Source organism: Bifidobacterium sp. CP2 (genome assembly GCF_018555635.1).
Taxonomy (GTDB): domain Bacteria; phylum Actinomycetota; class Actinomycetes; order Actinomycetales; family Bifidobacteriaceae; genus Bifidobacterium; species Bifidobacterium saguinibicoloris.
In genome coordinates, this window is record NZ_JAFEJX010000003.1 from 45,451 (window position 1) to 67,294 (window position 21,844).

16 protein-coding genes and 2 pseudogenes are annotated in these 21,844 nt (G+C 65.8%); 6 read left to right on the forward strand and 12 right to left on the reverse strand.

Annotated elements, in window-relative coordinates; translation table 11 throughout:
• The first annotated feature begins 83 nt into the window (after window positions 1-83).
• Both JS531_RS02875 and JS531_RS02880 read left to right on the forward strand, forming a co-directional pair.
• Complete coding sequence (locus tag JS531_RS02875; protein WP_214312405.1) at window positions 84-1,004, forward strand: undecaprenyl-diphosphate phosphatase; 921 nt, start codon at window positions 84-86, stop codon at window positions 1,002-1,004.
• Between the two features lie 360 nt (window positions 1,005-1,364).
• A complete protein-coding gene (locus tag JS531_RS02880) occupies window positions 1,365-1,901 on the forward strand; it encodes a GNAT family N-acetyltransferase (protein WP_214312407.1) in 537 nt (178 codons plus the stop codon).
• Window positions 1,902-1,978: 77 nt separating this feature from the next.
• On the opposite strand, the gene dnaJ is transcribed toward JS531_RS02880, so the two are convergent.
• Together dnaJ and hrcA are read right to left on the reverse strand one after the other, a co-directional pair.
• Window positions 1,979-3,136, reverse strand: coding sequence for a molecular chaperone DnaJ (gene dnaJ / locus JS531_RS02885; protein ID WP_214312409.1), 1,158 nt, complete (start codon window positions 3,134-3,136; stop codon window positions 1,979-1,981).
• Window positions 3,137-3,334: 198 nt separating this feature from the next.
• Window positions 3,335-4,474 (reverse strand): annotated as a pseudogene (hrcA, locus tag JS531_RS02890) (heat-inducible transcriptional repressor HrcA); the annotation flags it as partial.
• A 411-nt stretch (window positions 4,475-4,885) separates the two neighbouring features.
• Between hrcA and tkt the strand changes: the two are divergent.
• From tkt to brnQ, 3 genes are all read left to right on the forward strand, one after another.
• Window positions 4,886-6,994, forward strand: coding sequence for a transketolase (gene tkt, locus JS531_RS02895; protein WP_214312413.1), 2,109 nt, complete (start codon window positions 4,886-4,888; stop codon window positions 6,992-6,994).
• A 138-nt stretch (window positions 6,995-7,132) separates the two neighbouring features.
• Window positions 7,133-8,236 carry a transaldolase gene (gene tal, locus JS531_RS02900; RefSeq protein WP_214312415.1) on the forward strand — a complete coding sequence of 368 codons (1,104 nt, stop codon included), beginning with the start codon at window positions 7,133-7,135 and terminating at the stop codon, window positions 8,234-8,236.
• 155 nt (window positions 8,237-8,391) lie between these two features.
• Window positions 8,392-9,750, forward strand: a complete 1,359-nt coding sequence (brnQ, locus tag JS531_RS02905) for a branched-chain amino acid transport system II carrier protein (protein WP_240542004.1) — start codon at window positions 8,392-8,394, stop codon at window positions 9,748-9,750.
• A 61-nt stretch (window positions 9,751-9,811) separates the two neighbouring features.
• Here the strand turns inward: brnQ and JS531_RS02910 are convergent, their stop codons facing one another.
• Window positions 9,812-10,597 (reverse strand): carboxymuconolactone decarboxylase family protein, encoded by a 786-nt coding sequence (locus tag JS531_RS02910; RefSeq protein ID WP_214312423.1) that lies wholly within the window; start codon window positions 10,595-10,597, stop codon window positions 9,812-9,814.
• A gap of 325 nt (window positions 10,598-10,922) precedes the next feature.
• Between JS531_RS02910 and JS531_RS02915 the strand changes: the two are divergent.
• Window positions 10,923-12,376, forward strand: a pseudogene (locus tag JS531_RS02915) (MATE family efflux transporter).
• A gap of 6 nt (window positions 12,377-12,382) precedes the next feature.
• Here JS531_RS02915 and JS531_RS02920 read toward each other — a convergent pair.
• The 9 genes from JS531_RS02920 to JS531_RS02960 all read right to left on the reverse strand — a co-directional run bounded on the left by JS531_RS02920 (window position 12,383) and on the right by JS531_RS02960 (window position 21,824).
• On the reverse strand, window positions 12,383-13,987 hold the full coding sequence (locus tag JS531_RS02920; RefSeq protein WP_217625623.1) for an aminotransferase class I/II-fold pyridoxal phosphate-dependent enzyme: 1,605 nt from the start codon (window positions 13,985-13,987) through the stop codon (window positions 12,383-12,385).
• Window positions 13,988-14,122: 135 nt separating this feature from the next.
• Window positions 14,123-14,959 (reverse strand): HAD family hydrolase, encoded by an 837-nt coding sequence (locus tag JS531_RS02925; RefSeq protein ID WP_214312425.1) that lies wholly within the window; start codon window positions 14,957-14,959, stop codon window positions 14,123-14,125.
• Window positions 14,960-15,076: 117 nt separating this feature from the next.
• Window positions 15,077-16,027 carry an L-lactate dehydrogenase gene (locus JS531_RS02930; RefSeq protein WP_214312427.1) on the reverse strand — a complete coding sequence of 317 codons (951 nt, stop codon included), beginning with the start codon at window positions 16,025-16,027 and terminating at the stop codon, window positions 15,077-15,079.
• A gap of 140 nt (window positions 16,028-16,167) precedes the next feature.
• A complete protein-coding gene (secG, locus tag JS531_RS02935) occupies window positions 16,168-16,416 on the reverse strand; it encodes a preprotein translocase subunit SecG (protein WP_214312429.1) in 249 nt (82 codons plus the stop codon).
• Window positions 16,417-16,497: 81 nt separating this feature from the next.
• On the reverse strand, window positions 16,498-17,292 hold the full coding sequence (gene tpiA, locus JS531_RS02940) for a triose-phosphate isomerase (RefSeq protein WP_214312431.1): 795 nt from the start codon (window positions 17,290-17,292) through the stop codon (window positions 16,498-16,500).
• A 121-nt stretch (window positions 17,293-17,413) separates the two neighbouring features.
• Window positions 17,414-18,619 carry a phosphoglycerate kinase gene (locus JS531_RS02945; RefSeq protein WP_214312433.1) on the reverse strand — a complete coding sequence of 402 codons (1,206 nt, stop codon included), beginning with the start codon at window positions 18,617-18,619 and terminating at the stop codon, window positions 17,414-17,416.
• A 156-nt stretch (window positions 18,620-18,775) separates the two neighbouring features.
• Complete coding sequence (whiA, locus tag JS531_RS02950; protein ID WP_214312435.1) at window positions 18,776-19,723, reverse strand: DNA-binding protein WhiA; 948 nt, start codon at window positions 19,721-19,723, stop codon at window positions 18,776-18,778.
• Between the two features lie 152 nt (window positions 19,724-19,875).
• On the reverse strand, window positions 19,876-20,811 hold the full coding sequence (gene rapZ, locus JS531_RS02955; RefSeq protein WP_214312437.1) for an RNase adapter RapZ: 936 nt from the start codon (window positions 20,809-20,811) through the stop codon (window positions 19,876-19,878).
• A 41-nt stretch (window positions 20,812-20,852) separates the two neighbouring features.
• On the reverse strand, window positions 20,853-21,824 hold the full coding sequence (locus JS531_RS02960; RefSeq protein WP_214312887.1) for a shikimate dehydrogenase: 972 nt from the start codon (window positions 21,822-21,824) through the stop codon (window positions 20,853-20,855).
• Window positions 21,825-21,844 lie beyond the last annotated feature (20 nt).

A 21,844-nucleotide genomic window follows, 5' to 3' on the forward strand; every position in this document is an offset into this window, starting at 1 on the left:
AGACCCCATTGAGTACAGTGGGCAGGGCAATCGATGAAATCGTCGCACCCGATACATGTATATCCACTGAGGTTGGAAGGGTTATGAATTTCTTTCAGGCTATATTCCTCGGCTTCGTCCAGGCGTTGACCGAGTATCTGCCGGTGTCGTCCAGCGCGCATATCCGGATCATCGGCGATCTGATGATCGGCTCCGATCCGGGCGCCGCGTTCACCGCCATCATCCAGCTGGGCACGGAACTGGCGGTGATCCTGTTCTACCGCCGCGACATCATCCGCATCCTGGGCGCATGGTTCGGCTCCCTGTTCGGCAAGGAAGGGACCGACATCAGGTCCCGTCTCGGCGCGAAGAACCCGGACACGCAGATGGGATGGTTCATCATCATCGGCACGCTGCCGATCCTCGTGGCTGGACTGCTGTTCAAGGACATGATCGAGACGACGCTGCGCAACCTGTGGATCACGGTCACCGTGCTCGCCGTGTTCGGCGTGCTGCTGTGGATCTTCGACGCCCGCTCCAAGCAGGTCAAGACCATGAAGCAGATGACCGTCAAGGATGCGCTCCTGTTCGGCGTCGGTCAGATGCTCGCCCTGATTCCGGGCGTCTCCCGCTCCGGCGGCACCATCACGTTCGGCCGTGCGATGGGCTACACGCGCGAGGATGCCGTGCGCGTGAGCTTCCTCATGGCGATTCCCGCCGTGTTCGGCGCCGGGATTCTCGAATCGGTGTCCGCCATCAAGGACGTCAGCGCGTGCGACGGCGGCGACGTGAAGGCGTGCGCGGCCATCGGCGGCGCCGATGTCTGGCCCGGCTGGGGCCCGACGATCGCTGCCACCGTCGTCGCGTTCTTCATCGGCTACATCGTGATCATCGGCTTCCTGAAGTTCGTGAGCACGTTCTCCTACAAGGCGTTCGCCATCTACCGCATCGCGCTGGCCGTCGTCGTGGCGCTGCTGCTGATCACCGGCGTGCTGCCCGCGATCGATCCGTCGGTGGCCGGCTGACGGCCCCGTTCCCGAGCGGGCGGAACCGAAACCTGGTCTGAAGGGGCGTCGCCTCCGATCCATCCCGATCGGAGGCGACGCCCCTTCCCTGTTTCCGGACGGAATAGGAGGACGGGACGGAAGGACGGGATAGCACCCGAAACAACCGACGGACCATGCCTCGGAACGGCCGGAAAACGAGAATCACACCAAAAATGGCCAAAAATGACCACATAGTGACAACCTCACCATAATATGGGGGCATAGTTTTATCACGGGGGTATGAGCAACTTTCATACGAAGAATCAGAGGCCACAGCAACAATCCACCACCCCCGAACATGGAGGCAACCCCGATAGGCACGCCGACGGTAGACGACGCGTGTTCCCACCAAATCTGAAGACACCGACGTCGGAGGACCTCGAGGACCTCGATGCCATGTACGCCGACCCGCGAACATGGTGGAATCTCCCGGGACTGCCCGACACCGACATCGTCCGGACCAGGCGTCGTCTCGACGCATGGATCGAGGATTGGGAGCGGGACCACATCGGATACTGGATCGCACGCACCCCGTCCGGCATGTTCGTCGGTGCCGGCGGCATCCGCCGCGTCGGCCGGGCATGGAACCTGCGTTTCTGGATCATGCCCGGACAATGGCATCACGGATACGCCACCTACATCGCCGAATGGGCGCTGAAGGCGGCACGACACTTCGACGGCGACGCCCCGGTCTTCATGAACACGCTGTCACGCAACCACACCGCCCATCTCATCGCCGACCGGCTGGGATTCGTGGACGTGCGCAACGACTTCGACGCCGCCGCACAGGATGACGCGCCGCGGCGAATCTACGCCGACCGACCGGTGACCGAACAGGACATCATCGACTATCTCGGTCGCGACATCCGTCTATGACCCGATGCCATAGATGCGGACGGGCCGCCTTCCCACATTCGCGGGAAGGCGGCCCATCCGCATCTTCCAAACCTCGCTCAGCTCAGCGCGTCCTTCAGCTTGCTGAAGAAGCCTTTCCTGCCGCCGGCGGCGCCGGAGGCGGGGCGCGAGCTCTGCGCCACATGGGAGGCGTCGCCGTCGTGCGATTCGGAGAAGCGGGTGATGAGGTCCCGCTCCTCATCGTTGAGCCTGGTGGGAATCTCCACGGCGATGTGCGCGACGAGGTCCCCGCGCTGTTCGGGGTCGCGCAGCTTGGCCACACCGAGCCCCTTGAGGGTGACGGTGTCCTCGGGCTGGCACCCCGCCGGCACGCTTACGGTGCGCTTGCCGTCGAACGTGTCGATCTCCAGGTCATGGCCGAGCACGGCCCAGCTCATCGGCACGCGCACCCAGCAGTGGAGGTCGTCGCCGTCACGGGTGAAGCGCTTGTCGGACTTGATGCGGATGTCGACGTACAGGTCGCCCGCCGGACCGCCTCCCTCGCCGACCTCGCCCTGGTTGGCCAAACGGATGCGGGAGTCGTCACGGATGCCCGCGGGCACCTTCACGCCTACGTTGCGGGTGACGCGGACGCGGCCATGCCCCATGCAGGAGGGGCACGGCTTGCCGATGATGTCGCCATGTCCCTCGCAGCGCTCGCACGGCGCGGAGGTCATCATCTGCCCGAGCATGGTGCGTACCACCTTCTGACGGAAGCCGCTGCCGTGGCAGTCGGGGCACGGCGTGGGCCTCGAGCCGTCCGCCGACCCGGATCCGGAGCAGTCGGGGCACAGTCCGAAGGTGGTGACGCGCACCTGTTCGGTGCCGCCGAACACGGCGGTCCTGAGGTCGATGCTCATGCTGGCCAGCGCGTCGCGGCCGGGCTGCGTGCGCGGCGTAGGGCCCTGCGATCCGCCGCCGAACGCGCCGCCGAAGAACGTGCTGAACACGTCGCCCATGTCGCCCATGCCGAAGCCGCCCTGGCCGAAGCCCGCACCGGCGTTCGGATCGTTGGGGTCGACGCCGGAATCGTACATGCGCCGCTTGTCGGGGTCGCTCAGCACCTCGTAGGCGTTGTTGACCTCCTTGAACTTGTCCTCGAACTCGGGTCCGGCGATGTCGGGATGGTATTTGCGGCTCATCTTGCGATAGGCCTTCTTGATTTCCTCTTCGCTCGCGGTGCGTTCGACGCCCAGCACCTCGTAGTAGTCTGCCACGGTTCGTTCGGTCCTTTATTTCAGTTGGTTACTAGCGGGTTATTGTGCCATAAGGCGGGGTCAGGGCTCCCGGCGATCGGGACCGGAGGGATTCCGCGCGGATGCGGATCCGGACGCCCCGAGGGTCGCCTCCGCATGCCCGTCCGACGTCCCGTCGGCTGCCGGCGATGCGTCCGCCCCGTCCTCCGGCGAGGGTTCGCCGTCGGCCAGGAAGTCCGTCAGGTAACGTGCGACCGCCCGGACGGCGGCGATGGTCGCGGCGTAGTCCATGTGGGTCGGGCCGATGGAGCCGACGAAGGCGACCGGCCGACCGGCCGCATCGTGGATGGGCGCGACGGATGCCGCGTCCCGTCCGTCATCGGATGCGTCGCCTTGGTCGAGGAGACGCGCCGTCCCGTCGCCGTCCTCTTCGGACGGTTCGGATTCCGCGTGCCCGTATCCGCTGGATACGACCGATGCATGCAGCAGTCCCGGCGTGTGCGTTTCGGACCCGATGGCGACGCCGACGCCGTCGCCGCGCGTCGACTCCTCGCTCAACGCGCTCATGAGCTTCATGAGCACCACCTGCTCCTCGAGCGCATCGAACAACGGCCCGAGGTCGGACAGCGTCCGCTGATGGGCCAGGCTGGACGCCCCGGACATGTACAGCTCGCTGGTTTGTTCGCCGTCCGCCATGTCCTCGAACGCGTCGGCGAGCTCCTCTACCAACGCGCGTTCGCTCCTGAAGGAGGCATCGGACGCCATGCCCCTGGTCCGACGGGCCGCGATGGACAGCGGAGCGTCCGCGCATCCGGCGTTGACCGCGTCGCACACGCGTCCGATCGCCTCGCCGGACGGCATGGACGGGACGGGGAGGGTGCGTTGCGCCACCCGTCCGGTGTCGGTGATGACGACGGCGAGGACCACCGTCATCGAGACGGGGACGAGCTCGACGTGCCGCAACGTCGATTTGGCGAGGGACGGCGACGCGACGACGGCGACCTGCCCGGTGATCTGGGCGAGGAGTCTCGCCGCCCGCTGCAGCGTGTCCTGCAGGTTCGCGGATCCGGACAGGAAACCGTCGATGCCGCGGCGCTGCGCCGCCGACAGGGGCATGGCCGTGGCGAGACGGTCCACGAAGTACCGATACCCTTTCTCGGTGGGTACGCGACCGGCCGAGGTATGCGGCTGGATGAGGTATCCGTCGTCCTCGAGCGCGGCCATGTCGTTGCGCACGGTGGCCGAACTGACGCCCAGGTCATGCTGCCTGGTGAGCGACGTCGACCCCACCGGCTCCTGCGAACGTATGTAGTCCTCGACGACGGCGCGCAACACCAGCATGCGTCTCGATTGCCGCATGCGCACCTCCTTGCCATGCCGTCCGGTACGTAGGCATCGGACGATGTTCACCAACAGTTCGCGTCGTGGTCGACGGCGTGCCGACGCACGTCCTTCCCCGACGCCGCGCGGCCACGGAATCGTCCCTCCCGGCCGACCGGAACACCTCCCGTCGGCCTCGGAACCGCCCCGACAGGCCGCTCTCTTACACGAATATTGTATTAGCACTCCGGCATGCCGAGTGCTAATCCGTTCGTCGGCGGCGAACCGCACCGCATTGTGAACGCTAACAGAACAGAACTTACCAAAACACGCCAAAAATCACACCGCTACGTCGCGAAAGGACGGTAGCATGGGTAACGCAATGTGAGGGCGTCTTGCGCTCGGCACAAGCCGGATACGCGGCCCGACCAATTGGAAGGAAAGTAATCCATGACCGAATTCAAGGAGACCGAACTGGACGAACGCGCCATCAAGATGGCGAAGGTCCTGTCGGCCGACGCGGTTGAGAAGGCCGGTTCCGGCCACCCCGGTTCCCCCATCTCCCTGGCGCCCGTCGCCTACACCCTGTACCAGCACTTCATCAAGCATGATCCGAACGATCCCAACTGGGAAGGCCGCGATCGCTTCATCCTTTCGGGCGGTCACGCATCCCTCACCCAGTACGTCCAGCTGTACTTCTCCGGCTACGGCGTCACCTTGGACGACCTCAAGCACTTCCGCGGCGGCGCCGACACCCGCACCCCGGGCCACCCGGAGTACGGCCTGACCCCGGGCATCGAGATGACCACCGGCCCGCTGGGCCAGGGCTTCGCCTCCGCCATCGGCTTCGCGTACGGCGAGCGTTTCCAGCGCGGCCTGCTCGATCCGAACACCCCGAAGGAAGAGTCCCCGTTCTACCACAAGATCTGGGCCATCTGCGGCGAGGGCGACATCGAGGAGGGCATCTCCGGCGAGGCCGCCTCGCTGGCCGCCAACCAGAAGCTCGGCAACCTGACCGTGATCTTCGACGCCAACCGCATCCAGATCGAGGGCGACACCAACCTGGTGCTGGCCGAGGACGTGCTCAAGCGCTTCCAGGCCTACGGCTGGTACACCGACGAGTTCAGCTTCATCCAGCCCGACGGCTCCTACAAGGAGGACATCGAGGGCCTGGCCGACGTCATCGCCAAGGCCGAGGCCGCCGCCCCGGACCAGCCGAAGCTCATCAAGGTCCACTCCCTCATCGCCTGGCCGACCCCGGGCAAGACCAACGATCCGTCCTCCCACGGCTCCAAGCTGGGCGCCGAGGCCGTCGCCGGCCTCAAGAAGCTCCTCGGCTACGACCCGGAGGAGTCCTTCCACGTCGACGAGGAGGCCCTTGCCCACGCCCGCAAGGTCGCCGAGCGCGGTCTCGAGGCCCACAAGGAATGGGACGAGAAGTTCGAGGCCTGGCGCAAGGCCAACCCGGACAAGGCCGCCCTGTACGACCGTCTGAAGGCCGGCGAGCTGCCGGAAGGCTTCGACAAGGCCATCGACGACCTCGAGGCCACCTTCGAGGTCGGCAAGGGCGTCGCCACCCGTGGCGTCTCGGGCTCCGTCCTCAACGCCATCGCGGCCGTCATGCCGGAACTGTGGGGCGGCTCCGCCGACCTCGGCGGCTCCAACAAGACCGACCTCAAGGGCGCCGCCACCTTCGCCCCGGCGGAGTGCGCCACCGTCCAGTGGCCGAACTGCAACGAGTTCGGTCGCCAGCTGCACTTCGGCGTGCGCGAGTTCACCATGGGCTGCATCACCAACGGCATCCTGCTGGGCTCCCACACCCGTCCGTTCGGCGGCACCTTCTTCATGTTCTCCGACTACGAGCGCTCCGCCGTCCGTCTGGCCGCCCTCATGGAGATCCCGAACCTGTACGTGTGGACGCACGACTCCGTCGCCGTCGGCGAGGATGGTCCGACCCACCAGCCGATCGAGCACCTGGCCTCCTTCCGCGCCATCCCGCAGCTCGAGGTCATCCGCCCGGCCGACGCCTTCGAGACCGCCGAGGCCTACCGCTACTTCTTCGAGAAGAAGAACACGCTGCCGGGCGCCATGGTGCTGACCCGTCAGGGCGTTCCGACGCTCGCCGAGACCGCCGCCAAGGCCAAGGACGGTGTCCGCAAGGGCGCCTACGTCCTGGTCGACACCGAGGGCACCCCGGACGTCATCATCATGGCCTCCGGCTCCGAGGTCCAGTGGGCCGTCTCCGCCGCCAAGACCCTGGCCGGCGAGGGCGTCAAGGCCCGCGTCGTCTCCGTGCCGTCCATGGAGTGGTTCGAGGAGCAGGACGCCGAGTACAAGGAGGCCGTGCTTCCGGCCGCCGTCAAGGCCCGCGTCTCCGTCGAGGCCGGCGTGGCGATGCCGTGGTACAAGTACCTCGGCTCCTACGGCAAGCCCGTCTCCATCGAGCAGTTCGGCCTGCAGGGCAACGGCGCTCAGAACATGATCGATCTGGGCATCACCGCCGAGCACGTGGTTGAGGCCGCCAAGGCGTCCATCGCCGAGGTCGAAGCCGCCAAGTGATTCGCCGACGGGTTCCACGCGGCATGCAGCAGCGCATGAGACGAGGAGCCCGTCCCCCGGCGTGCGGCGGCCGCTGTGACGTGCCGCCGCACGCCATCATCCAAGTTTTGATCCACTAAGGAATCAAGGAGATAATCAATGACTGAAGCAACTCAGCGTACGTCCGACAACGGCGTCTCCATCTGGCTGGACGACCTGTCCCGCTCCCGCATCGAGTCCGGCTCCCTGCAGGACCTCATCGCCAACAAGAACGTGGTCGGTGTCACCACCAACCCGTCCATCTTCCAGAAGGCCCTGAGCCAGGTCGGCCCGTACGACGCGCAGCTCAAGGAGCTGGGCAAGGTCGACGTCGAGACCGCCGTGCGCGAGCTCACCACCACCGACGTGCGCAACGCCACCGACATCTTCCGTGAGATCGCCGAGAAGACCGACTTCGTCGACGGCCGCGTGTCCATCGAGGTCGACCCGCGTCTGGCCCACGAGACCGAGGCCACCGAGAAGCAGGCCGTCGAGCTGTGGGAGAAGGTCAACCGTCCGAACGCGATGATCAAGATCCCGGCGACCCTCGAGGGCCTGCCGGCCATCACCGCCACCCTGGCCAAGGGCATCTCCGTCAACGTCACCCTGATCTTCTCGCTCGAGCGCTACGAGCAGGTCATCGACGCCTACATCGAGGGCATCGCCCAGGCCGCCGCCAACGGCCACGACCTGAAGCACATCGGCTCCGTCGCCTCCTTCTTCGTCTCCCGCGTGGACACCGCGGTCGACAAGCTGCTGGAAGCCAACGGCTCCGATGAGGCCAAGGCCCTCGAAGGCAAGGCCGCCGTCGCCAACGCCCGTCTCGCCTACGAGCTGTTCGAGAACAAGTTCGCCAACGATCCGCGTTGGGCCGAGCTGGCCGCCAAGGGCGCCAAGGTCCAGCGTCCGCTGTGGGCCTCCACCGGCACCAAGAACCCGGCCTACTCCGACTGCAAGTACGTCGATGAGCTCGTCGCGAAGCACATCGTCAACACCATGCCTGAGAAGACCCTGAACGCCCTTGCCGACCACGGCAACGGCGCCCCGTCCATCGAGGGCACCTACGAGGAGTCCCACGCCATCATCAACAAGCTGGCCGAGCTGGGCATCAACCTCAAGGACGTCACCGACAAGCTCGAGGCCGACGGCGTCGCCGCCTTCATCAAGTCCTGGGATTCGGTCCTGGCCGACGTGCAGGCCGGCATCGACCGCGTCAACGGCTGAGATGATCGCCACGGACGTTCCACGAGCGTCCATATAACGGCTGCATAGCTGAAACGGGGAGGCTTCCGACCGCAAGGTCGGGAGCCTCCCCGTTTATGGTGGGTGATGCCGCACAGCGGAAGAACGGACCGCCACGGAAGAGAGAGGACACGCTCATGACACTGACCGCACGCCAACGTCTGGTGATGACGTTCACGTTCTTTTCGATGTTCTTCGGCGCGGGGAACCTGATCTTCCCGCCGTTCGTCGGCGCACAGGCGGGCTCGGCGGCCATGCCCGCCGCCATCGGGTTCATCGTCTCCGCGGTCGGTCTGCCGATTCTCGGCGTGCTCGCGGTCACGTTCTCCGGCGGCTTCGACGGACTCGCCGGACGCGTCTCCCCCAGGTTCTCCCTGTGGCTCGGATTGGCGATCATCCTCACCATCGGGCCGTGCTTCGCGATTCCACGTACGGCGACCACCTCGTTCGAGATGATGGTCGCGCCCTTCATCTCCGACGACCCGCAATCGGCCCCTCGTTGGATCGTCCAGCTCGTCTATTCGCTGACGTTCTTCGCCCTATCGTTCCTGTTCGCCCAGCACCCGGAGAAACTCTCCAAGGTATTGGGCCGCTTCATGGGCCCGCTGCTGCTCATCCTCATCGCCGTGCTGTTCGCCGCCTGTCTCGTACACGGTGTCGGCGCGGCGGCCACACCCTCGGGCGACTATGCGACCGGCCAGCTGGCGCGCGGCTTCCTCGACGGCTACCAGACGATGGACCTGTTGGCCGCACTGTATTTCGGCATCGTGATCTCGGCGAACATCCGCGCGCAACAGGTCGACGACGAGCGTCAGGTGCAGACCGAGACCGCGTACGCAGGTCTCGGCACCGGGGCGCTGCTGATCCTCATCTACGGCGCGCTGAGCTACGTGGGCGTCGTCTCCGGGGCGATCACGGCGATCGACCCGTCCACGGACACGGGCGCCACGGTGCTCACCAACCTCACCTCGTCGATCTTCGGCACGGCCGGCACCGCGTTCCTAGGCGTCGTATTCGTCATCGCCTGCCTCAACGTGTGCACCGGCCTGATCTGCACCTGTGCGACCTACTTCCATAAGCGGTTCCCCGTCATCGGCGGACATGCGGTGAGCTACCGCGCATGGCAGGTGCTGTTCACCGTGTTCAGCTTCGTGGTGTCGAACGCGGGGCTGAGCCTCATCATCAAGGTGTCGGTGCCGGTGCTGTCCGCCTTGTATCCGATGGCGATCGTGCTGGTGCTGCTCGCGCTCACGCACCGGGTGCTCGGTTCGAAGTTCTCGCGCGTGTACTTCTGGACCGTGCTGCTGGTCGGCATCGTCGCGTTCGGCGGCTGCATCTCGTCACTGCTCGCCGTGTTCGGATTCGAGGGCGTGCTCCCGTGGCTGGATGCCGTGTTGGCGATGCTGCCGTTGCAGGGCGATCAGCTCGGCTGGGTGACGCCGGCCGTTCTGGGCGTGATGGTCGGCGTCGTCGATTCCCTCGTGCGCAGGCGGTGACGTCGACGACGGACCGCCTCCATGCCGTCGGGACCGTCATCGGCCGCCGACGGTTCCGACGTCACTCCGTCCTCGCCTTGTCCGCCGTCCCTTGCGCTGCGTCGGCGGCCTCGTCGATGCAGCGCAAGGCATTGAGCGTGCGCGGATAGCCGATGTAGGGCATCGTCTGGGAGACGACGGCGATGAGGAAGCGCTTCTCGTTGCCGACGGCGATGTTGGCCTTCGCATGCGCGACGAGCTGCGGCTCGCAGCCGCCCTGCGCGGCGAGGAAGCAGAGGGTGATCATCTCGCGGTGACGCGTGTCGAGCCCGCCGCGCGTGTAGTAGTCGCCGAAGCAGTTGTCGGCGAGCCACTTGTTGATGTGGCGGGTCTCCTCGGGGCCGGACTGTGCGAAACCGCGCATGCCCTCGCCGAAGATCTCGATCTGTGAACGCTCGCCGGCTTCGGCGCGCGTCTCCGGTGTGGTGGTGGACTGGCCTTCAAGCGGAAGGTCGACTCCGCGAGCGACGAGCGTTTCGTTGACGATGGTCAGGAACGGCATGACGCGAGCGAACCCAAGGTAGGCGACGGCCTGGTAGACGATCTCCTTGACCTGTACCGGCGTCACTCCCCCATCGAGCGCGACCGGCAGCATCGTCCCGAACGCGTCCTCGCTCTGACATCCGAGGAGCGTGGCGAGGATGGCCATCGAACGGGTGGCGTCATCAAGGTCGGGGTGGTTCGCCCCGGGCTCGTTGACGACCTCATCGTAGGCGAAGTTCGTGAACAGTTCGATGAACTCCGGATCGCACTGGCCGAGCGTGGGTTTGTCGTCGGCGAACAGGCCGCCCTTCTTCCTGCCGAACATGACGTGTCCTTCCTTCCCGGCGGCCGCGCCGCGACGGCCGCCGCCTTCGGGTTGTTTCGATGGTTTCGATGATTCCGCCGGTTCCGATGACCCCGACGCTCCCAGCGTATGAGGCATGGCCCGTCCAGGCAAATACCGGAGGCGACGCGCGGTTCATGCCCGTCAGGCATGGCGACGGCGCGTGGCGGGTTCGGCGAGGAGCGGCGGAGTGCGGCGGATACGGCCAATGGACATCCTCATCCTGGCGTGTCGTTGTCCGCACTGTCACGGATACAATGCCCACGTCACGGATGCGGCGGACGGCATGAGGAGGCAGGAGAAGACGATGGACAGCGAACTGTTCGAACGGGCGCCGATCCCGAAGGCGTATTTCGCGCTCGCGATGCCGGTGGTGCTGAGCATGCTGGTCACGCTCGTGTACAACATGGTGGACACGTACTTCATCGCGCATACCGGCGACACGGCCATGGTGGCCGGTGTCTCGCTCACGGCCCCGGTGTTCACGGTGATGATTGCGCTGGGAGACATCTTCGGCCTTGGCGGCAGCTCGGTCATCTCCCGCCTGTTCGGCCGGCACCGGTTCGCCGATGGACGACGCCTGAGCGTGTTCTGCTTCTACGCGGCGATCGCGACCGGCATCCTCATCGTGGTATTGGGACTGGTCTTCCGCGATCCGATGCTCGCGCTGCTCGGCGCGACCGCGGACACGTGGGAGTCGGCGAGCGAGTTCTACACGCTGATCATCATCGGCTCGCCGTTCATCATCGTGTCGATGACGCCGACGAACATGCTCCGGACCGAAGGGCACGCGGTGCAGTCGATGATCGGCTCGGTCGCCGGCACCGTGATCAACGTGGCCCTCAATCCGCTGTTCATCCACGTGTTCGGCTGGGGCGCGGCCGGTTCCGCAGGCGCCACGGTCATCGCGAACATCCTGACGGACGCGTATTTCGTATGGTTCCTGCTGAAGCGCAGCCCAAACCTGTCCATCGACCCGCAGCTCATGTTCCGCAGTAGCGGCACGTCCGACAAGGACGACGGCGACGGGACCGTCGACGCCTCAGTCGACACCGCTGACGATACCGCAGCAACTCGCACGACGCGCGCCGGCCGTCTCGACATCACGAGCCGCGAGATCCGCGACATCCTCGTCATCGGCATCCCCTCGGCGATCACGAACCTCACGCAGAGCGTCGGCATGGTGATGGTGAACCTGTTCCTGCTGCCCTACGGCACCGACGCCGTGGCGGCGATGGGCATCGCGCTCAAGGTGGTGATGATCGCGGTGCTCGTGTTCGTCGGATTCGCATTCGGCGCGCAGCGCTCATCGGCTACAACTACGGGGCGCGGAACATGACGAGACTGGCCGGGGTGATGCGCTTCGCATACACGTTCCTGTGCTCGTTCGCGCTGGTCATGACCGTGGTCCTGAGCCTGTGCGACCGCCTGCTCATGCGGTTCTTCATCGCCGACGGGAAGATCATCACCTTGGGCGCCGGGATGCTGCGCGTGCAGCTGCTGAGCCTCGTGTGCGTGGCGGTCGTCATGGTCACGACCTGCACATTCCAGTCGACAGACAAGGCGCTGGGCGCGTTCCTGCTGTCGATCGGACGCCAGGGAGTGGTCCTCGCGTTGACGCTGTTCGTCGGCTCACGCGTGGCGGGATACGCCGGCGTGATCGCGGCGCAGGCGCTCGCCGACCTCATCACCGCGGTGCTGGCGGTCGTGCTGTTCCGGGTGATGCTGCCGGAGCTGCGCACCCGTCGGCGCGACCGCTAGATCGACTCAGTTCTGCCAATAGTAGGAGAAGAAGTCGCCGATCTTGGCGGTGGCGTCCTTCAGCACCTCGATGCGCGGCAGGTAGACGATGCGGAAATGGTCGGGCTTGTCCCAGTTGAAGCCTCCGCCGCGCGTGATGAGAATGCGCTCGTCGTGCAGCAGGTCGAGCGCGAACTGCTCGTCGTCGTGGATGTTGAACCGCTTGACGTCGATCTTCGGGAAGATGTAGAACGCGGCCTTCGGTTTGACGGCGGACAGGCCTGGAATGGCGTTGATCGCGTCGTAGATGTACTCGCGCTGCTCGTACAGGCGGCCGCCGGGCACCACGTAGTCGTTGACGCTCTGATGGCCTCCAAGCGCGGTCTGCACGATTGACTGGGCGGGCACGTTCGAGCAGATGCGCATGTTCGCGAGCATGTTGATGCCCTCGATGTAGTCTCGGGCGATCCGCTTGTTGCCGGACAGCACCATCCAGCCGACGCGGTAGCCGGCGATCATGTGCGACTTGGACAGGCCGGAGAACGTCACGCAGAACAGGTCGGGGGCGAGCGAGGCGATGGACGTGTGCGTGAGCCCGTCCATGACGAGACGGTCGTAGATCTCGTCGGAGAAGATCATGAGCTGGTGTTCGCGCGCGATGTCGACGATCTCCTGCAGCACCTCCTTCGGGTAGAGCGCGCCGGTCGGGTTGTTCGGGTTGATGAGCACGATGGCGACCGTGCGGTCGGTGATCTTGGAACGGATGTCGTCGAGGTCCGGATACCATTCGGACTGTTCGTCGCACACATAGTGGACGGCGGTGCCGCCGGCGAGGTTCACGCAGGCGGTCCACAGCGGGTAGTCGGGGCTCGGGATGAGCACCTCGTCGCCGTCGTCGAGCAGCGCGGACATGCACAGGTTGATGAGCTCGCTCACGCCGTTGCCGGTGTAGATGTCGTCGATGGTGACGTTGGGCAGGTTCTTGAGCTGCGCGTACTGCATGATGGCCTTGCGCGCGGAGAACAGGCCCTTGGACGGCGAGTAGCCTTCAGTCTCGGTCAGCTGGTGGGCCATGTCGTAGACGACCTCGTCCGGCGTGCGGAAGCCGAACGGCGCGGGGTTGCCGATGTTGAGCTTGAGGATGTGGGTGCCGTCGGCCTCCATGCGGGCCGCCTCGTCGACGACCGGGCCACGCACGTCGTAGAGGACATTGTCGAGCTTATGGGACTTGCCGAATGCGCGACGCCGGGGCGCGACGCCGTCGGTGGACGGGGTCGCCGCCGCGCCCGATGGACGTTCGGCGTGGGTGGGTTCCGGGGACGGTTCGACGATCGGGTCGTTCTCGGCGGTGTCCTCCGAGTCCGGATATGCGGCGGAGGAGAACGTGTCCGGGTTGCCGACGGATTCTCCCCTGACGTCGCCGCGGAGCCAGCCGGCATCCACCCTGAGCTCGCCGGCGAGGAAGTCGAGCACGTCCTCGCGAGGCATGGTCTTGCCGGCCACGTACTGGCTGATATGGCTCTTGCCCATCTTGACGCCCCGGCGTTCGGCCGCGTGGACGAGATCGATCTGTTTCATTCCCCTGTCGATCATCGCATTGCGCAGGCGATCGGCGAACACCGTAGTGGTCATGGCTTCCTCCAAACCAAAGTTCAATTTCGCGCCGACGCCGCCGCGCCGACGTTGAACATTGGTTCAAAAGCTAGTCCGGGTTCAAGACAAAGTTCAATTTCGCCATGCCGTATGTCTCGCACCGTGAATTGAACTTCAGCCGAGCAGGTGCGTCTCGATCCATTGGGCGACGCCGTCCTCATCGTTGGCGGGGCAGACCTCGTCGGCGATCGCAAGGACCTTCGGATTGGCGTTGGCGACGGCCACGCCGCGCCCGGAGGCGGTCATCATGTCGATGTCGATGAGGTCGTCGCCGAAGCTCACGGTCTTCCCGATCGGCACGCCCATATGGTCGCACAGGGTTTCAAGGGCGTGGCGCTTGTTGGCGAGCGGGTTCATGAGCATCCACATCACGCCCTCGGAGATCGCCACGTCGAAGTCCGGAGGGACGAGTCTCTCGAGGCGTTCCCACTGCTCCCCCGGCTCGGGGAAGACGATGAGCTTGTCGGCCACGCCCTTGGGCACGTCGGTGAAGTCGGTGAGCCGCCAGGTCTGGGTCTTCCAGTAGACGCTCACGTCGAAGTTCGTGTAGCGCACGTCGTCCATGACGATGCCGACTTTGAGCCCCGGAATCTCGTCGAGAAACATCCGGCACACCTCGCATGCGCGCGACGACGGGAAGCCGATCTTCATGAGGTGCCCGTCGGTCGGCATCACGCCGGAGGTGAGCATGCCGTAGTCGGACCGCGCCGGCGCGAAGTCGATCAGCGCGCCGTTGAGGTAGATGTAGGCGTCCACCGGCAGTTTCTCCGCGTAGACGTATCCGGTGCTCACCGGACGCGCCGTGGCGATCGCGAACCGGTATCCGGCGTCGTGGAGACGTTCGACCGCATGCACGGAACGCTCGGTGATGTATCGGCCCTCGAATGTGGGGGCGCCGTGCAGGAGCGTGCCGTCGAGGTCGGCGACGATGAGGCGGGAGGGTGCGGTCATGTTGGCTTCCTTGTTGCGGTGTGCGATGCGCAGGTCCGCCGGACCTGCGTCATGACATGGATGTGGCCGCCGCCCGTGTCGGTTCCGATGTGGCGGCCACGTATGGTCCGGGGACCGTCAGAGCAGGCCCTCGCAGTAGGAGCGGACGAGCTCGGCGGAGTGGTGGAGCTTGGCGTGCTCCTCGTCGGTCAGGTCGAGTTCGACGATTTCGTTGGCACCGTTGGCGCGCAGCTCGGTGGGGACGCCGAGGAAGACGTCGTGCTCACCATATTCGCCGTCGAGCAGTGTGGAGACGGGCACGATGCGACGTTCGTCCCACAGAATCGTCTGCACGATGCCGGCCACGGTGGAGGCGATGCCGAAGTTGGTGCCGCCCTTGGCCGCGACGATCTCGTTGCCGCGCATGCGGGTCTTCTCCTCGATCTCGGCGGTGGAGACGGAGGCGAAACGGTCCTGGTTGTCGGCGAGGAAGCACGCGAACGGCTTGCCGCCGAGGGAGACGGTGGACCATGCGGTGAACTGGGAGTCGCCGTGCTCACCCATGACGAAGCCGCCCACGTTGCGCGGGTCGAGGCCGGTCTCCTCGCCGATGATGGTCTTCAGGCGGGAGGTGTCGAGGGCGGTGCCGGTGCCGAGGACCTGCGTGCGCGGCAGACCGGAGCGCTTCCACGCATACCAGGCCATCACGTCCACCGGGTTGGACACCATGACGATCACGCCGTTGAAGCCGGAGGCCATGACATGGTCGACGACGTCGCCGACGAGGCCGACGGTGAAGCCGAGTTCGGCCAGACGCGTGGAGTTGGCCGGCGGCTTGCGGCCGACGGTGATGACGACGATGTCCGCGTCCTTGCAGTCGGCGTATTCGCCGGTGCGCACCTTGACGTGGCGGTCCTGGAACTCGCTGCCGTCATCGAGGTCATGGCTCTCCCCCGTCGCCTTGGCGGCGAGGTGGTCGATGAGCACAAGCTCGTTGCACAGGCCGTGCGTGACGATGGCGAATGCCGCGGTGGCGCCCACCTGGCCGGTGCCGACGATGACGACCTTGTTGCGGTTCATGGTGACCATATTGTGCTTCTCCTTGCGATTCCGGCAGTCGTGGGACGCCCGTGGCGATCCCCTGCAAACGAATGCGACCCATGGCCGAAACGGTCATGGGTCCCTTTCATGGATGTCGTCATTGGCGCCGGGCACGGCGCCCTATCATCTCAGACGAGGTTGAACTTGGTCATCAGGCCGAGGGCGATGATGATGGCGACCCACAGCAGCGCGATGATGACGGTCCAACGGTTCAGGTTCTTCTCGGCGACGCCGGAGGTGCCCGCGTTCTGGGTGAGTCCGCCGCCGAACATGTCGGACAGACCGCCGCCCTTGCCCTTGTGCATGAGGATGAGCAGCGTCAGCAGCGCGCTCAGCACGACGACTACGATTTCCAAGGCGATTTTCACAGCGGTCACGGGTGGATTACCTCCGAGTTGTTCTATTGCTGCGCTCAAGCATAGCGCAACGTGGTGAAAACGGACGAATCGTCCGGTGATTTATCGGACGCTTTTCTCGGTGAGCCGGCAGATGCGGGCCAGTTCGTCCACGTCGAGGGCGGCGCCGCCGATGAGGAAGCCGTCGACGTCCGGCTCGCCGATGAGTTCGACGGCGTTGCGTGACGTGACGGACCCTCCGTACAGGATGCGCACGGTTTCGGCGACATCGCCGCCGAACGTCGTCCTCAGATCGGACCGGATGGCCTGGGCCGCGTCCTGGGCGGATTCGGGGGTGGCCACCATGCCGGTGCCGATGGCCCACACCGGTTCGTAGGCGATGAGCAGCCGGGACGCCTCGTCCTCGTTGAGGTCCCGCGTGACGTCATGCACCTGTCCGACGGCGAAATCCAGTTCGATGCCCTGGCGGCGCTCCTCATAGCTCTCACCCACGCACAGGATGGGCCGCATGCCCGCGGCGAGCACGGCGCGCACCTGGTCGACGATGTTCGCGTCGTCCTCCGGATGGTATTTGCGCCGTTCGGAATGGCCGATGATGACGTATGAGCAGCCGAGCCGGGCGATCATGTCCGCGGAGATGTCGCCCGTGAACGCCCCCTGGTTGGTGACGGACACGGACTGCGCCCCGTAGCGGATGCCCAGTCTGTCGGATTCGACGAGCACCTGCACGCTGCGCAGCGCGGTGAACGCGGGGAACAGCGCCACCTCGACGGCACGGTAGTCGAAACGGGCGTCACGCAGCAGCCACGCGAGCTTCTGCACGAAATACGTGGCCTCCAGATGATCGAAGTTCATCTTCCAGTTGCCGGCAACCAGCGGGATGCGTTCGGACGCCATGGGATTCCTTTGCTTGTGCGGACGGCCGCCTGGGCCGCGGAACGGATCGGAACGGGAAGGGGCGGCTTCCGCCGCCCCTTCCGACAGGCCATGCCCAGCGGGCCGGCCTTCATTGATTCGACTACTCGAGCACCTTCAGGCCCGGGAGCTCCTTGCCCTCGAGGAACTCGAGGGAGGCGCCGCCGCCGGTGGAGATGTGGGAGAAACCATCCTCCGGGAAGCCGAGGTTGCGCACCGCGGAGGCGGAGTCACCGCCGCCGACGATGGTGAAGGCGCCAGCCGCGGTCGCGTCGACGAGGCCCTGGGCCACGGCCTTGGTGCCGGCCGCGAACTCCGGGATCTCGAACACGCCCATCGGGCCGTTCCACACGACGGTCTTGGAGTCCACGATCTTGTCGTGGAAGAGCTTCTGGGAGTCCGGGCCGATGTCGAGACCCATCTTGTCGGCCGGGATGGCGTCGGCGGACACGACCTCCGGGGCGACCGGGGTGTCGCCGGCCGGGAAGCCGGGGTTCACGACGATGTCGGTCGGCAGCACGAGCTCGACGCCGTTCTTCTCGGCGGTCTCGATGTAGCCCTTGACCTTGTCGAGCTGGTCCTCCTCGAGCAGGGAGGTGCCGACCTCGTAGCCCTTGGCCTTGAGGAAGGTGAAGACCATGCCGCCGCCGATGACGAGACGGTTGGCCTTGTCGAGCAGGTTCTCGATGACGCCGAGCTTGTCGGAGACCTTGGAGCCGCCGAGCACGACGGTGAACGGACGCTCCGGGTTCTCGGTGGCCTTGGACAGCGCCTTGACCTCCTTCTCGACCAGCAGGCCGGCGGCGGCCGGCAGATCGGCGGCCACGTCGTAGTTGGAGCCCTGGGCACGGTGCACGACACCGAAGCCGTCGGAGACGAAGACCTCGCCGAGGGCGGCGATCTTCTTGGCGTACGGGGCGCGCACGGCCGGGTCCTTGCTGGTCTCCTCCGGGTTGAAGCGCACGTTCTCGAGCAGGACGACGTCGCCGTCGTTCATCGCGGCGACCTTGGCCTGGGCGTCCTCACCGTAGGTGTCCTTGGCCAGCGGGACCTCGACGCCGAGCAGCTCGCCCAGACGCTTGGCGACCGGGGCCAGGGACAGCTCCGGGACGACCTTGCCCTTCGGACGGCCGAGGTGGGCCATCAGGATGACCTTCGCACCCTCCTCGCGCAGCGTCTTGATCGTCGGCAGGGCGGCCTTGATGCGGCCATCGTCGGTGATCGTGGTGCCGTCCAGCGGGACGTTGAAATCGGCGCGCACCAGAACGCGCTTGCCCTTGAGATCTCCAAGATCCTTGAGTGTCTTCATGAATATCCTTTCATAACCGCTTCCGCGGGAAAGTGGCGGTGTCTTGCCACTTCGCATAATACATCAGGCCCGCCGGATAGGCGGGCCTGACACAGGATTTTTTGGAACGTCGCCGTTCATCGCCATGGGATGGCACGGACGTTCACGCGCGTGCGGTCATGCACGCGCCTTGGCGGTCTTCTCCGCCAGCTGAAGCAGACGCCGGATGCGGCCTGCGATGGCGTCCTTGGAGATGGGCGGGTCGGCGATGCGCCCGAGCTCCTCGAGGCTGGCGTCGCCGTGCTCGAGACGCAGGCGGCCGGCGGCACGAAGGTTGTCGGGGACTTCCACACCGGCCTCGTCGAACAGCTCGAACGCCTTGCGCACCTTCTCGCACGCCTCGGCCGCGGCCTTGGCGGACCTGCGCATGTTGGCGTCGTCGAAGTTGGCGAGACGGTTCGCCTTGGAGCGGGTCTCCCCGTCGGAGCGCTTGCCGGTCCAATCGCGGGCGGACCGCACCGCACCCATGGAGTTGAGCATGCGCTCGATGGAATCCGGGTCGCTCAGAGCCACGCAGCAGGACTTGGTGAGCTGCCTGGGCTTGGCGGTGATGCCAAGACGGCGGGCCAGACCGGCGAGGGCCATGGCGGCCTCGTTGCTCGGGCAGACGATGGCCATGTACGGGTTCTTGCCCAGGTCGGACAGCGCACCCTTGGCCATGAACGCGCCGCGCCATGCGGCGCGGACCTGCGCGATCTTGCCCTGGACGATCTTGACCGGCAGGCCGCGCACGGCCTTGTTGCGGTCGATGAGACCCGTGGCGACGGCGAGGTTCACCGCGCCGCGCTCCACCTTGACCACATGGTATTCGTGTGGTCCCTTCGGTGTGGCCCTCGTCGACGTGATGAGCTTGGCCTCGAGGTTGTACAGGTCTTCGATGTTGGTCTTCAGCCATTGGGCGGCGACGAGCGAATCGAAGTTGGCGAGCATGACGATCTGCTTCTGCGCATTGTTGGTGAACCCGCCGGCGAAACGAATCATGGCGGTGACCTGCGCCTTCCTGGCGTCCGCCTTCTCGTCCTCAAGCGCAGCAAGCTCGCTTTTCACATCATCCAGAAGAGCCAAGAGCCAACCTCCTAAGTCTCGTCCCTCTCAATGGTCCCGGGCTTGGTGCGGGGACCATGTTCCCGCTGTTCGCCGAAGTTCCGTGATACCGGCTATCTTGGACAACCCTCCCGCGCGGCGCAGGTTTTGGCGCAACACGTCTCGGCATGTGGTCAGCGCCGTTCGGCGCGCTTGCGCTGCTCCCTGGCGGAAACGGTGACGTCAAGCCCATGTGAACGCAAACGTCGCGCGAGCTCCTCGCTCATGGCCACGGAACGGTGCTGGCCGCCGGTGCAGCCGACGGCGATGGTGACGAAGTGCTTGTCCTCCTTCGCGTACCCCTCGATGGCGATGAGCAGCGCCCGCTCATAGGCGTCGAGGAACTCCACGGCCCCCTTGCTGCCCAGCACGTAGTCGGACACGGGCTTGTCGAGTCCGGTGAGCTCCCGCAGGCTCGGCACCCAGAACGGGTTCGGCAGGAAACGCACGTCGGCGACGAAATCCGCATCGGTGGGCGTCCCGTATTTGAAGCCGAAGCTGAAGATGTGCACGGCCACGGTGGACGGCCCCTTGCCGACCATCGCCTCGTAGAGCTTGGTGGACAGCTGATGTATGGACAGCGCCGACGTGTCGATCACCATGTCGGCGCGTTCCTTGAGGTTCGCAAGCAGGGCCCGCTCCTCGTTGATGCCGTCGATGAGACGGTTGCCATGCTGGAGCGGATGCGGCCGGCGCACCGACTCGTACCGCTTGACGAGCACGTCGTCCCGGGCGTCGAGGAACAGGATGCGCGTGTGCACGCCGAGATCGTCCAGATGGCTCAGCACCTCGTTGAGGTCGTCGAAGTAGGATCTGGACCGTACGTCGATGACGGCGGCGAGCTTGTGCACGCCTTTGCCGCCTCCCGCGTTGGTCATCATATCGACGAGCGGGACGAGCAGCTTGGGGGGCAGGTTGTCGACGACGTACCAGCCCATGTCCTCCACGCAGTCGGCCGCATGGGACCGTCCAGCGCCGGACATGCCCGTGATGAGCAGCACCTCGAAGCCGTCCGCTGGGGCCGGGCGGTCCTCGGTCTTCGCTCCGCCGTTCACGTCGACGACATCCATGGCCTCTTCCTTCCGATCGTTTCCGTCCGTGCCGTTCCCGCTCATAGGGCCTCCTCCAGCGCACGCCGCATGGCGATCTCCAGATGGTCGTCGTCCACGGTGACGTCCTGCAGCCGCCAATCGGCGTCGGACGGCGGGTCGTCGTCCCAGATGCCGGTCATGAGCAGCACCTGGATGAGCCCCTGATACAGCAGCATCTCCTCGCCGCCAATCGCCCGGCCGCCATGGGCGCGCCACACCTGCATGAGTCTCGTCGGGCGCGGATCGTAGACGACGTCCAGCAGCAGCCCGCGGAACGTCGCCCCGGACGCGTCGAGCCTCGCGGCGACGCCGTCGGCGGCGTGCCCGGGGATGGTGTTGATGACGTGGGTGGCCCCGCGCGCCGCCTCGGTCACGGCGTCCGCATCGTTCAGATCGATCTCGTCATAGGGACGCCGGGCCTCGCCGGTGAAGATCCTCGCGGCGCCGTCAAGCCCCAGATCGCGTCCGGGGTGGCGCGCGGCGATGGTGATGCGTCCGTTCCGCGGCATCATCATGCATGCCGCCACGGCGGAGGTGGCGGTGTTGCCGTTGCCGATGATGAGCGCACGTCCCTCGCCCACGCCGCCCCCGTGCAGACCGAATTCGCGTTCGGCGTGGTCGAAGGCGAGCTGGATGCCCGCCACGTCGGTGTTGTAGAGCCTGATGCCCGGTCGCCCATGGGACCATGACGGATCGTCATGCGTCGCCTTCGACCAGTCGAACACCGCGGTGTTGGCCACGTGCAGCTCGCGTGCCCATACATTGCGTGGTGTGCCGTACGGCTGGATGGTCTTCTTCAGGGGCATGGTCAGGCTGAGTCCGCGCCACGTGGGGTCAAGACTCTTGAGGAAGGCGTCCAGATCCGGCTCCCCCACCTCGTGTCTGTCGTAGGACCAGTCATCGAGTCCCAGCGAACGGTATGCGGCGTTGTGCAGGACCGGTGACAGCGAATGCGCGATCGGCTTGCCGAGCACCGCGCACCGATTGGCGATCGTCATGCTTCCCTCCTTGG